Source organism: Stenotrophomonas sp. STEN022 (assembly GCF_056760155.1).
Genome location: NZ_JBRREG010000115.1, coordinates 1 through 12,351 on the forward strand (window position 1 = coordinate 1; position 12,351 = coordinate 12,351).

Genomic DNA, 12,351 nt, shown 5'->3' on the forward strand with positions numbered 1-12,351 from the left:
GCTGACATCGCTGCACGTGTAGATGTATGTGCCAGCTGATGAACTGTCCGCTTCGCGGCTTACGCCGCTCCCACAAACAGATCCAGCCGCCACCACCTACCCTAGCGGGATGGCACGCGCAGATAGCGTTCGCCATCAAATTCAAAACCCAGCAGTTCCCCCTTTGCATCACGTTGAAACTGCACAGGCTCGGCCACATCCAAAGGCCCATCCTGCACAGCAAACAGATCAGGCGCAGCCGGCGTGAGCTTGCGGTGGAGTGCACCGATCCGCAGCTGCAGGCCTCCGTCGCTGGCGGTCACCTGCGCGGTAACCGGCAATGCCGCGCCACGGAAATCACCTGCATATGGGGCCGTCACCTGCGGCCGCCATTGCCAGCCCTGCCAACGCGCCTCGCCATGCTGTTTCGCCTGCCGCGCACGCATCCCGGCCAACTGTTCGGTCACGCGCTGCGGATAGGCCTTGCGCCGGGCCTGCGCCCATGACGCAGCTTCGGGATGGCCCACCAGATACTGGAAGAACTGCACCACGGTGCGCGAGGTCAACCAGCCGGTGGCATTGTCCGAGTTGGAGAACACGCCGATACCAACGCCCATATCCGGCGAGAACGCCATCATGCTGCGTGCGCCGGTATAGCTGCCGCCGTGGATGTACAGCGTGTGGCCTTCGAAATCACATACGTTCCAACCAAACGCGTAGCCATTGCAGGGCAGCTCATAAGCGTTGCGGGCCTTGGGATCGACCTGCGCACCGATGCGGTGGGCAGCATCCAGCAAGCGTGCATCGAATTGGGGAGACAGCATTGCACCCAGCTGCAAGCGCAACCAACGGCCCATGTCGCGTGGTGACGTCATCATGCCGCCAGCCGAATGCATCAAGGCGTCGGGCTTGGGTGGCACCAACCGCCAACCCTGTTCGGTACCCAGCCATTGGTGGTTGAACGCCAGCTGCGCCGGATCGAAGCTGGAGGTATTCGTTGCGGTTTCGTGCAGCTGCAACGGCGTGAACAGGGTTTGCTGCAACCAGTCCTGCCACGAGCGGCCTGTGTGTTGCTGCAGGATCGCTGCGTAGATGTTGTAGCCGAGATTGTCGTAGTCGAAACCATCAGCACGCTTGCTCGCGAACTGCTGCAGAAGCTGCGGATACAGGGCCGGATCGGGACTGCCGATGTAGGCCTCCAGTGTGGTGATCGCATCCGCGCTCAAGGGCACACGGTGGTTCAGCAGGTCCGCAAAGGTCCATGCGGCAGGATCGACACCATCAGGCAGGCGCAGCTGCGGCCAGTGATCAGCCAGGCTACTGTCCAAGCGCAGCACGCCCCGCTGATCCAGCACCTGCGCCAGCAATCCCATATAGGACTTGGTCTGCGACGCGATGTACATCGGCGTGTGCATGGTCAGCGGCGCCTTGCTGCTGGCGTTGCGCAGCCCGCGGGTATAGCCCAGCAATTGCCGGTCACGATCAACGATCACCACCGCGTAGCCCGGCCCCAGCTCCGGAATGCCATCCAGGAATGCCGCCAGCTCCCGTGCAGCCTGTTGCGGCGAGGCCGCCGCAGCCGTTGTCACGCCCCCCAGCCAGACGAGCAGCAGCAATAACAGGGACAGGATGTTGCGCAGATGCATGGTGCGGCTCCGTGGCTGACAAGCGCCACGATGCGCCAGGGCATTGCCCAGGGTCTTGAACGGATTGAACCTGCTCACGCCTGCAACAGCGCGCGCAGCCGCGCCGGGGTCAGCCCGCTGTGCGTGCGGGCAATCCGGCTGAAATGGGATTGGTCGGCAAAACCGGCCTGCTGCGCCACTTCAACCAGAGCCTGCCCGTTGGCCAACAGCGGCAGGGCGCGCTGCAACTGCGCGCGGGCGCGGAACACCGACGGCGCGCAGCCCATCCAACGCGCAAAGGCACGGGCGACGTACACCGGATGCACGCCAAGCTCATCAGCCAGATCGGCCAGCGGCACGTTCTCATCCTGCAGACGCTGGCAGCACAACGCCAACCAACGTGGCGGTGTGCCGCTGGGGCGCTCGTCCGGGGCGGCCATGCCAGCCAGCAATTCCCAGAGCCGGGCATCAACATCGGCAGCGACCAGCTCACCTGCAAACAAGGCCGACAACAGTCCCCGTCCCTGCAGCAGCAGCGGCTGCAGCGCATGCCCGCGCCATTGCCAGGCACGGCCGATACCGAGCTTGTCCTGCAGGTCGAACGATGCCGGCAGGTCGATACCCAACATCAGCGCACCGCTCGGCCCGTAATCATTGGCATGGGCAACGCCTGCCTGCTTCACGCCCAGTGCTGGCACGGCCAGCCGCTCCTCGCCCTGCCCGGTCTGCTCCATCAAGGTGCCGAGCAGCAGCAACGAGAGCTGGTGACAGTCGTGCGTGTGTCGGTGCATGCGCTCACCCGGTGCATACCAACTGACCCGTGCAGCCAGACGCTCGCCACTGAACACCCGGCGTTGGGTTGGGCCCTGCGCGGCATCGATCCGATGCGTGGTTGGCGGCGAAGACATGGCGTGGCGCGGGCTGCAGGGATTGAACGCAGTCTAGCCAAGCCGCACGGCCACACACCTGCCGTTGGTCGTGGTAGCGCAAGCCCGGTCCGGCCGCTGTGCGTGCCGGGCCCGACCCTGAGGATTGGAAGACTCAGCCCTTTGGCGCGGCCAGCAGGTACTTCAAGCCATGCATGAAGCCACGCGGTGCAACACTGAGATGGTCCTCGTCATTGAGCACGTCCAGCTTCAGCTCCAGTGACTGGCCGCCACGCGCGCCCAGCAGACCGATCATGCGCTGCGCATCCACCACCATGTCGGCGTCGCCGCCATGCTGCACCGACTCATACTCGCCGACATACATGTAGGCCCGCACGGGGAGCTCGGCGGGCTTGCCTGCCGCGGCCAGTCGCCGCTCCATCTCGTGCTTGTCGAACCAGTACGACGGGCTGCCAAGGATGTAGCCGCTGAACAATTGCGGGCGTTCCAGCAGCACCTGCGTCCCCAGCAAGGCACCGTAGGAATGGCCGAGGAACATGCGCCGGCTCTCGTCACTGCGGTAGCGCTTGGCCACGAATGGCAGCGCCTGCGTTTCCAGGTAGGTGATGTAGTCGCTGGCGCCACCGTGCACCGCATCGGCAGGCGATCCACTCGGGCCCCTCGTGGTTGGCGTGTAGTCGCGGCGGCGGCTCTGCATGCCGCCCTCGCCCTTGGCATAGGACAGGCCGACCAGGATGAAGTCCTCGATCTTGCGGCCTTCGACATTCAAACGCCGCGCCATCTGCCAGACCAGCGGGAAGGCATAATCCGCGTCGGTGACGTACAAGACCGGATAGCGCTTGTCCGGGGTGTCCGCGTAGCCGGCTGGCAGGGCGACGAACACCTGGTAGTTGCGGCCACTGACCGGATCCGGCACGTCCCAGACTTCACTGCCCAGCACTTCATAAGGCTTGCCATCGCCGCGCTGCGCGGTTGCTGCTGCTGGCTTTGCAGCAGCCGCTTCTGGTGTGGCATTGGGTGCAGCTTCGGGAGCACGACTACAGGCGCTCAACGCCACCATTGCCATAACCGACATCATCCATTTGCTCAAGCAGACACTCCAGTGATCGTGATCAGTGCCCGATGATGGCATGGCACAGCCCCGATCCGAAGACTGTCTCTCCCGCTTGCATGCGCATTGCGGAGCAGCTCAGCCGCCACCTTGGAAGCGCACAAGTCGTTGATTCCTTTGGGACGACACACTGTTGTCGACTTACTGTCGTGTTGTCGAACGCAGTTGACCGGCAACCTCGCAGCTCGGCTAACATCGGCAGGAGTGCAGCATGGAAGATCAAACAGTGAAGATCGACGGAAAGCGGATCAGGCAACTGCGCGAAGCCCGCGGCTGGTCGCAGGAACACCTGGCCAGCATCTGTGGTTTGAGCCCGCGCACGGTGCAACGGCTGGAAACCGAAGGCAATGCTTCGCTTGAATCGCGGATGGCGGTTGCGGCGGCACTGGAGGTTACAGCCGAGGATCTTCTCGACACCGGCGAATCCATCACTGGTCAGACTCCCTGCGCCGCAGCCATCAGTCCAGCTGACCGGATGAAAATCGGCCTGTGGATCGCCAGCCTGATCCTGGTAGCACTCATGTTCCAGCTGGTCGTCGGGCTCAGTTTGGGCAAACAGGCTGCCGAACGTGACAACCGGGTATGCCAAGCCGACCCGGCGTGCCGTCGCTGATCCGTCTGCTTCGCTGGATGCCGGGCACCATGCTGATTGAATGCATCGACGCTACCTGAAGCATGTAGCCCCATCACCCACCGGAAAAATTTGGTGATGCAGTCTGCAAGCGCACATCGGTGTTACGCGACCGCCCCAGAAATATCGCAAGCCATTGATTCAATTGGCTTGACATAGCACTGTCGGCTTGCTGTCGTGTTGCCAAACCCGGTTCCACAAGAAGCTGCCAGCTCGGCTAACATCGTCAGGAACGTGGCATGGAAGATGAAACAGTGAAGGTCGACGGAAGGCGGATCAGGCAACTGCGCGAAGCCCGCGGCTGGTCGCAGGAACACCTGGCCAGTATCTGCGGTTTGAGCCCGCGCACGGTGCAACGACTGGAAACCGAAGGCAACGCCTCGCTTGAGTCGCGGATGGCGGTTGCGGCAGCGCTGGAGGTTACAGCGGAGGATCTACTGCATGCAGAGCCTGCCGAGGTTGCAGCGATCGAGAACAGGCCTCCGGTTATCGCACCAACGGCTCCAGGAATACGTCCCGAGAACCTGGTGTTTGGCTTGGCCCTGCTGGTGATGGCGATCCTGTATGGCGCCTATAACGTCGGCAAGGATATGGCGCTGCGCGACAACGCGCTCTGCGATGCAAAACCGGCCCAGTGCCAGCGTTGAGCTGGCTGCACGCTGATTGATTGTTTGTAGGAGCGGCGTAAGCCGCAAAGCAGAGACGTCATCAGATGCCATCGGTGCTTGGGACTTCAGCCATGTCAGCTTCGCGGCTTACGCCGCTGCCACAAATACAAAGACCGATGCCAGCGTACTGACATCGGTCTTTGATTGATTCCTTGCTTGGGCAGGCAACACCGGTGCTGCCTGCAGCCAATCACTTACTTGGCCTTACCCTGGTTGGCGACGGCCTCGGCGGCCTTCTTGGCTGCTTCCGGGTCGCCCAGGTAACGGAACGACTTGACGGTGAGGTCGTCGTTCAATTCGAACAGCAACGGGATGCCGGTCGGGATGTTGAGCTCAAGGATGGCTTCCTTGCTTACGTTGTTGAGGTACTTGTACAGCGCGCGCAGCGAATTGCCGTGGGCGGTGACCAGCACGGTCTTGCCCTCCTTCAGCTGCGGAGCGATGGCGTCGTGCCAGTACGGCAGCACACGTTCCAGCGTGGTCGCCAGCGACTCGGTGGCCGGCAGCGCATTGCGGTCCAGGCCAGCGTAGCGGCGATCGTGGATCGGGTGGCCCGGATCGGCCAGCTCCATCGGCGGCGGCGGGATGTCGTAGGAACGACGCCACACCTTGACCTGCTCCTCGCCGTGCTTGGCAGCGGTTTCGGCCTTGTCCAGGCCCTGCAGGCCACCGTAATGACGCTCGTTCAAACGCCAGGACTTGTTGACCGGGAGCCAATCCTGACCCAGTTCGGCCAGTGCACCCTGCAAGGTGTGGATGGCGCGCTTCAGTACCGAGGTATGGGCCACATCAAATTGCAGGCCCTCTTCCTTCATCAGCCGGCCGGCGTTGGCGGCTTCCTGACGGCCCTGCTCGGTGAGGTCCACGTCCACCCAGCCGGTGAAGCGGTTGTCGAGGTTCCACTGGCTCTGGCCATGGCGCAACAGCACGAGTTTGCGGGTCACTGCGGAGGTCTCCGGATGGGGAAGTAAGACGGGGATTGTAGCCCTTCACGTTGGCATCCGTTCCTTGTCTGAGGGTTGAGTATGGAAGCCATGTAGTTGCAGGGGAGACTGGTTTTGTTTGTTTGGTAAATGAGCAGAAGCAAGTGCTCACCCCTCCCCGGCCCTCCCCTTGCCTTCGGCAAAGGGAGGGGGCGAAGCAGCAGCCTCTGCGCACTCGTGGCTTTTGCCCCCTCCCTTTCGCGCAGCGAAGGGGAGGGCTGGGGAGGGGTAACGCTTTCAGCCGCCAGCTTCCGGCCCGCCAACCCTCCCCACCAAAACAACAATCCATTCCCCGCACGACAACCCTTTCTTCGCCCGTGCCATGCCATCCTGCCCGCACATTCAAGCAAGCCGGAGCAGCCAGCCATGACCACCATCATCAGCCCGCGCGTCCACGACCTTGGCGGCTTCCAGGTCCGCCGCGCCGTCCCCACCCTGCAGGCGCGCAGCGTTGGCTCATTCGTGTTCGTGGACCATATGGGCCCGGCCATCTTCAGTCCCGGCCAAGGCATCGATGTGCGTCCGCACCCGCATATCGGCCTGGCGACGGTCACCTTCCTGTGGGCCGGACAGATCGGCCATCGCGACACCCTTGGCTCGGAGCAGATCATCCGCCCCGGCGACGTCAACTGGATGACCGCCGGCCGTGGCATCGCCCACTCCGAGCGCAGCCCCAGCGAGGCGCGCGAACATGCGCAGGCCCTGCACGGCATGCAGACCTGGGTGGCCCTGCCCAAGAGTCACGAGGAAACCGACCCCGGCTTCTTCCACTTCTCTGCGGACCAGTTGCCACAGCAGCACCGCGACGGTGCCTGGCTGCGGGTGATCGCCGGCCGCGCCTATGGCGAGGAATCGCCGGTCAAGGTGTTCGCCGACACCTTGAACGTCGCCATCGACCTTGAGCCTGGCGCCGAGATCGACCTCGACAACTCCCACGTAGAGCGCGCGCTCTACATCCTTGAAGGCGACGCCCAGTTGGATGGGGTGGATGTACCTACCCAGCATCTGATCATTCCCGAGCCCGGCGCACGTAGCCGTCTGCGTGCCAAGACCCCACTCAAGGCCATGTTGATGGGCGGCGAACCGCTGGATGGCCCGCGGCACCTGTGGTGGAACTTCGTCTCCAGCTCCAAGGAGCGCATCGAACAGGCCAAGGACGATTGGCAGAATGGCCGCTTCGGCACGATTCCCGGCGATGACAAGGAATTCATCCCCCTACCCGGCTGAGCTCATATACCGGGTCAGAATAAGGGCGGAATTCCGATATCCGCCCCCGCCTCACTGTAGCTGACAACCCGCAAATCGCGCATAGGCCCATAGCACTACCGTTACGCAGGCAAAAAAGTTAGCAAATTTGTTACTCACTTCACCCTCTTCTCCGTTATTTTCCCCACACCCGTACCGGGGAAAACATAGGGAACATCATCATGAGCATGGGAAAGCGTTTGGCTGCCGAGTTTCTCGGCACCTTCTGGTTGGTCTTGGGTGGCTGCGGCAGCGCGGTATTGGCAGCGAAGTTCGGCGGTGACGCCAATCCGCTGGGTATTGGCTTTGTCGGTGTTGCGCTGGCCTTCGGCCTGACCGTACTGACCGGTGCCTATGCGTTTGGCCATATCTCCGGCGCACACTTCAACCCGGCGGTGAGCATCGGCCTGTGGGCTGGCGGTCGCTTCCCGGCCAAGGACCTGCTGCCCTACATCGTGGCCCAGGTACTGGGCGGCATCGTCGCTGCTTTCATCCTGTTGCAGATCGCCAAGGGCAATGCCAGCTTCCTGATCGATGGCAGCCAGGCCGGTGCCTTCGCCAGCAATGGCTACGGTGCACTGTCGCCGGGCGGCTACACCGTCGCTGCGGCCTTCCTGTGCGAAGTAGTGCTGACTGCAGTGTTCCTGGTCGTGATCATGGGCGCTACCCATGGCCGTGCCCCGGCCGGCTTCGCGCCGATCGCCATTGGCCTGGCGCTGACCCTGATCCACCTGATCAGCATCCCGGTCACCAATACCTCGGTCAACCCGGCCCGCTCCACCGCCGTTGCCTTGTTCGCCGGCCCCGGTGCGATCAGCCAGCTGTGGCTGTTCTGGGTGGCACCGATCCTGGGTGCAGCCATCGGCGGCCTGGCTTACAAGTGGATTGGCAGCGACAAGTAAGTCGCCATATTGGTTTTAAGTGTTATCACTTAGTCGGAACGGCCCCCTCGCGGGGCCGTTTTCTTTGGCAGAAAGGACACTTTGCATGTGAAGGGGTTTTTGTAATACCGTCGCAACTTGGCTGGCGCGCATGGGGATGCACGTACAGAGGGAGGGATACCACCCACCAGCCAGTACTGCCTTCAGAACCATCCACACGACTTCGTCGCGCCATCAGGCCGATGTTCCATGGGGGAATGCGAAGTGAAGACTGTTCTTGTATTTTCTGCCGCACTGGCGCTCGCCGCCAGCGCCAACGCTTCCGCCCAGCAGGCCGTGCAATGCCCATCGCTGCCAGCCAGTAGCGGCCTGCATTGGGAGCAACAGACACAAAGCGATTTCATCGTCTGCAAAGCCACCACCGAAGATGGCCGCGCAGTACTGAACATGATGTTGAGCGGGCGTGATCCGGGCCTGTCCTTGAACCGCCCGCTGCGCGCGGAAAAAGGCGCGTTCGGCGGCACCGAGATGCACTGGTACAAGCTGGACATGGGCGGCCGTGACCTGCCGGGCCTGGAGTCGCGCCGTATCAGCGTGGTCAAGCTGGACAAGAACCGCTATGCGCAGATCTGGATCGACGCCGCCGACAATGCAGAGTTGGGCACCCTGCAAAACCTGACCCAGACCTTGAATCTCAATCCGTCTGCATTGGCTGGCAGCAACTGAGCCACGACGGATAGCGGTCCGTTGCTGACAGACCAATGATGAAGACCCTTTGATGCCGGTCCCGTCGCATTGCGTACGGGGCCGGCGATCGTTCAGAAGCGGCCTTCCTGATAGTCGACAAAGGCCTGCATCAACTCCTCACGCGTGTTCATAACGAATGGCCCGTGCCGTGCCACCGGTTCGCGCAGCGGGCGCCCAGCCACCACGATCAGTCGCGCACCCTCGGCACCGGCACGCATATGCAGTGTGCTGCCACCGTCCAGCACCACCAGCTGCTGCAGTTCAACCGCGCGCGCATCCTCGCCCTCGCCCAGCCACGCATTGCCCTCGAACACATAAGCAAAAGCGTTGTGGCCTTCAGGCAAGCGGTAACTCCAAGCTGCGCCCGCGCTCAGGCCTATATCCAAATAGACGGGGTCGGTGGCTGGTTGCTGGATCGGTCCGCTGACCGAGTCCACCGTGCCGGCAATCACTTTTACACTCACGCCTTCGGCCGGCGCCAGCTGCGGGATGCGCTCAGGCGCGAACTCCTGATAGCGCGGCTCCCCCATCTTGTCGCGCGCCGGCAGGTTCACCCATAGCTGGAAGCCACGCATGCGACCGGACTCCTGCTCGGGCATCTCCGAATGCACCAGACCGCGGCCGGCAGTCATCCACTGAACGCTGCCGGGGGTAAGCAACCCCTCGTTGCCATGGTTGTCCTTGTGTCGCATGCGTCCATCAAGCATGTAGGTCACCGTCTCGAAACCCCGGTGCGGGTGGTCGGGAAAGCCGGCGATGTAATCCTCGGCCCGGTCCGTGCCGAACTCGTCCAGCATCAGGAACGGATCCAGCTCCGGCAACGATGGCGTGCCAATGACCCGGGTCAGGCGCACCCCGGCACCGTCGGAGGTAGGCATGCCGCGGATGCTGCGCACCACCCGGGCGGAATCTTGGCTAGTCATGAGGAATCTCCTTGAACATGCAGCAGAGAATGGCCCCAGCCGAACGCCAAACCAATCGCCACGGCTGCAACCATTTGTTCCAGCCAGCCTACCTCCACAACACAGTGCAGCCCCCCAGTCATGTTCAATAAGACATGGGCCTAAGACCAAAGTCGCATCCGCTTCAGCTGCCATGCACATTGACCCCTGACCTGCATGGGTAGACCCTTGGACACATTCCCCTGCGAGGCGACTCGATGAAAGGTTTTTCCAAAGCCGGATGGGCGCTGCTGTCCCTGATAGGCGCGTTCTGTCTAGGCGTCGTGGCGCTACGCCGCGGCGAGCACATCAATGCCCTTTGGATCGTGATTGCAGCGGTTTCGCTGTATCTGGTCGCGTTCCGCTACTACGGCCTGTTCATCGCCAACAAGGTGCTGGGGGTTGATCCCACCCGCGCCACGCCGGCTGTCATCAACAACGATGGCCTGGACTACGTGCCCACCAACAAGCACGTGTTGTTCGGCCACCACTTCGCCGCCATTGCCGGCGCCGGCCCGCTGGTCGGCCCGGTGCTCGCCGCACAGATGGGCTACCTGCCCGGCACGCTCTGGCTGATTGCCGGCGTGGTGCTGGCCGGTGCCGTGCAGGACTTCATGATCCTGTTCATCTCCAGCCGCCGCAACGGCCGCTCGCTGGGCGATCTGGTGCGTGAGGAAATGGGCCAGGTGCCCGGCACCATCGCTTTGTTCGGCGTCTTCATGATCATGATCATAATCCTCGCGGTGCTGGCGATGATCGTGGTGAAGGCACTGGAGGGCAGCCCCTGGGGCATGTTCACGGTGATCGCGACAATGCCGATCGCCATCCTGATGGGCGTGTACATGCGCTACATCCGCCCGGGCAAGATCGGCGAGATCTCCATTGTCGGCCTGATCCTGCTGATCGCCGCGATCTGGTACGGCGGCAAGGTTGCCGCTGACCCGGTGATGGGCCCGATGTTCACCTTCACCGGCATCCAGATCACCTGGATGTTGATCGGCTACGGTTTCGTCGCTGCGGTGCTGCCGGTGTGGCTGTTGCTGGCACCGCGCGACTATCTGTCCACCTTCCTCAAGATCGGCACGATTGTCGGTCTGGCGATCGGCATCCTGATCGTGATGCCGGAGCTGAAAATGCCGGCACTGACCCAGTTTGCCGACGGCACGGGCCCGGTGTGGAAGGGCAGCATGTTCCCGTTCCTGTTCATCACCATTGCCTGCGGCGCGGTGTCGGGTTTCCATGCACTGATCAGCTCGGGCACCACGCCCAAGCTGCTGGCCAATGAAGGCCATGCCGCCTACATCGGCTACGGCGGCATGCTGATGGAATCGTTCGTGGCCATCATGGCCATGGTCGCGGCTTCGATCATCGAGCCGGGCATCTACTTCGCGATGAACAGCCCCGCTGCGATCATCGGCACCGACGTGGTGCACGCTGCGCAGGTCGTCACCAACTGGGGCTTTGCGATCACCCCGGACCAGCTCACCGCAACCGCGGCAGAGATCGGTGAAACCACCATCCTCTCGCGCGCCGGTGGCGCACCCACACTGGCTGTGGGCATCGCGCAGATCCTGCACGCGGTGCTGCCGGGTGAAGGCATGATGGCGTTCTGGTACCACTTCGCGATCCTGTTCGAAGCCCTGTTCATCCTGACCGCCGTCGATGCCGGTACCCGCTCGGGCCGCTTCATGCTGCAGGACCTGCTCGGCAACTTCGTGCCGGCCCTGCGTCGCACCGACTCGTGGGTGGCCAGCTTCATCGCCACCGGCGGCTGCGTCGCGCTGTGGGGTTACTTCCTGTACCAGGGTGTGACCGACCCGCTGGGCGGCATCAACATGCTGTGGCCGCTGTTCGGCATCGCCAACCAGATGCTGGCCGGCGTGGCGCTGCTGCTGTGCACCGTGGTGCTGTTCAAGATGAAGAAAGACAAGTACGCCTGGGTGCCGCTGGTCCCGGCCATCTGGCTGCTGATCTGCACCACCGCAGCCGGCTTCATCAAGATCTTCTCCGACGTTCCGGCAGTTGGCTTCCTGGCCCAGGCGCACAAGTACCGTGACGCCATTGCCGCCGGCGAACTGCTGGCACCGTCGAAGAACTTCGACCAGATGCACCAGGTGATGGTGAACAACTACATCAACACCGGCCTGACCGCGTTGTTCCTGTTCGTGGTGTTCGCCGTGCTGGTGTATTCGATCAAGACCATCGCCGCAGCACGTCGCTCGCCGGTGCGCACCGACAAGGAAACCCCGTACGTGGCATTGAAGCCGCACGAGGTTGACCTGTAATGGGCACCGAGCTGGTCCCCGTCGGCCAGTACCAGACGTTCCGCCGCACCTGGCGGCGTCTGGTGCAGACCGCGCGGCTTTGCTGCGGCGTGCCGGACTACGACAACTATGTCCGGCACATGCGCGAGAAGCATCCTGACCGCGAGGTCATGGATTACAAAACCTTCTTCCGCGAACGTCAGGAAGCTCGCTTCGGCGGCAGGAGCGGCTTCCGCTGCTGCTAAGCACAGCGGAGACAAGCAACGGAGAAAGGGGGGGGCCCAAGGGCCGCCCGGTTTTTTTTTTGCGCCTTTTTGGGGGGCCCCCAGCCGGCGGGTTTGGGAATTTATGTGGGGGGGGGCGGGGGGGGCGGGGGGGGGGGGGGGGGG

General features: G+C 63.0%; 12 protein-coding genes. 7 read left to right on the forward strand and 5 right to left on the reverse strand.

Going from position 1 to position 12,351, the window contains the following annotated elements:
• Window positions 1–101: 101 nt before the first annotated feature.
• From ACVOMF_RS18375 to ACVOMF_RS18385, 3 genes are all read right to left on the reverse strand, one after another.
• The gene (locus ACVOMF_RS18375; protein ID WP_481510548.1) at window positions 102–1,625 is read right to left on the reverse strand and encodes a serine hydrolase domain-containing protein; all 1,524 of its coding nucleotides are present in this window, start codon (window positions 1,623–1,625) and stop codon (window positions 102–104) included.
• A 74-nt stretch (window positions 1,626–1,699) separates the two neighbouring features.
• Window positions 1,700–2,512 (reverse strand): helix-turn-helix transcriptional regulator, encoded by an 813-nt coding sequence (locus tag ACVOMF_RS18380; RefSeq protein ID WP_481510549.1) that lies wholly within the window; start codon window positions 2,510–2,512, stop codon window positions 1,700–1,702.
• Window positions 2,513–2,645: 133 nt separating this feature from the next.
• Entirely contained in the window at window positions 2,646–3,551 is a 906-nt protein-coding gene (locus tag ACVOMF_RS18385) for an alpha/beta hydrolase (RefSeq protein ID WP_481510558.1), read from the reverse strand.
• Between the two features lie 262 nt (window positions 3,552–3,813).
• On the opposite strand from ACVOMF_RS18385, the gene ACVOMF_RS18390 reads away from it, so the two are divergent.
• Both ACVOMF_RS18390 and ACVOMF_RS18395 read left to right on the forward strand, forming a co-directional pair.
• Complete coding sequence (locus ACVOMF_RS18390; protein ID WP_481510550.1) at window positions 3,814–4,215, forward strand: helix-turn-helix domain-containing protein; 402 nt, start codon at window positions 3,814–3,816, stop codon at window positions 4,213–4,215.
• Between the two features lie 257 nt (window positions 4,216–4,472).
• Window positions 4,473–4,880 (forward strand): helix-turn-helix domain-containing protein, encoded by a 408-nt coding sequence (locus ACVOMF_RS18395; protein WP_481510551.1) that lies wholly within the window; start codon window positions 4,473–4,475, stop codon window positions 4,878–4,880.
• 215 nt (window positions 4,881–5,095) lie between these two features.
• Here ACVOMF_RS18395 and gpmA read toward each other — a convergent pair whose 3' ends face one another.
• Window positions 5,096–5,845 (reverse strand): 2,3-diphosphoglycerate-dependent phosphoglycerate mutase, encoded by a 750-nt coding sequence (gene gpmA / locus ACVOMF_RS18400; RefSeq protein WP_481510552.1) that lies wholly within the window; start codon window positions 5,843–5,845, stop codon window positions 5,096–5,098.
• Window positions 5,846–6,250: 405 nt separating this feature from the next.
• Between gpmA and ACVOMF_RS18405 the strand changes: the two genes are divergently transcribed.
• From ACVOMF_RS18405 to ACVOMF_RS18415, 3 genes are all read left to right on the forward strand, one after another.
• The gene (locus ACVOMF_RS18405) at window positions 6,251–7,111 is read left to right on the forward strand and encodes a pirin family protein (protein WP_481510553.1); all 861 of its coding nucleotides are present in this window, start codon (window positions 6,251–6,253) and stop codon (window positions 7,109–7,111) included.
• A 200-nt stretch (window positions 7,112–7,311) separates the two neighbouring features.
• Entirely contained in the window at window positions 7,312–8,031 is a 720-nt protein-coding gene (gene aqpZ, locus ACVOMF_RS18410; RefSeq protein WP_481510554.1) for an aquaporin Z, read from the forward strand.
• 228 nt (window positions 8,032–8,259) lie between these two features.
• Window positions 8,260–8,736, forward strand: coding sequence for a hypothetical protein (locus ACVOMF_RS18415; RefSeq protein WP_481510555.1), 477 nt, complete (start codon window positions 8,260–8,262; stop codon window positions 8,734–8,736).
• 92 nt (window positions 8,737–8,828) lie between these two features.
• Here the strand turns inward: ACVOMF_RS18415 and ACVOMF_RS18420 are convergent, their stop codons facing one another.
• A complete protein-coding gene (locus tag ACVOMF_RS18420) occupies window positions 8,829–9,680 on the reverse strand; it encodes a pirin family protein (RefSeq protein ID WP_481510556.1) in 852 nt (283 codons plus the stop codon).
• Between the two features lie 236 nt (window positions 9,681–9,916).
• Between ACVOMF_RS18420 and ACVOMF_RS18425 the strand changes: the two genes are divergently transcribed.
• Window positions 9,917–11,983 (forward strand): carbon starvation CstA family protein, encoded by a 2,067-nt coding sequence (locus ACVOMF_RS18425; RefSeq protein ID WP_481510557.1) that lies wholly within the window; start codon window positions 9,917–9,919, stop codon window positions 11,981–11,983.
• The gene (locus tag ACVOMF_RS18430; protein WP_057626620.1) at window positions 11,983–12,207 is read left to right on the forward strand and encodes a YbdD/YjiX family protein; all 225 of its coding nucleotides are present in this window, start codon (window positions 11,983–11,985) and stop codon (window positions 12,205–12,207) included. The genes ACVOMF_RS18425 and ACVOMF_RS18430 overlap by 1 nt, the downstream gene beginning before the upstream one ends.
• Window positions 12,208–12,351 lie beyond the last annotated feature (144 nt).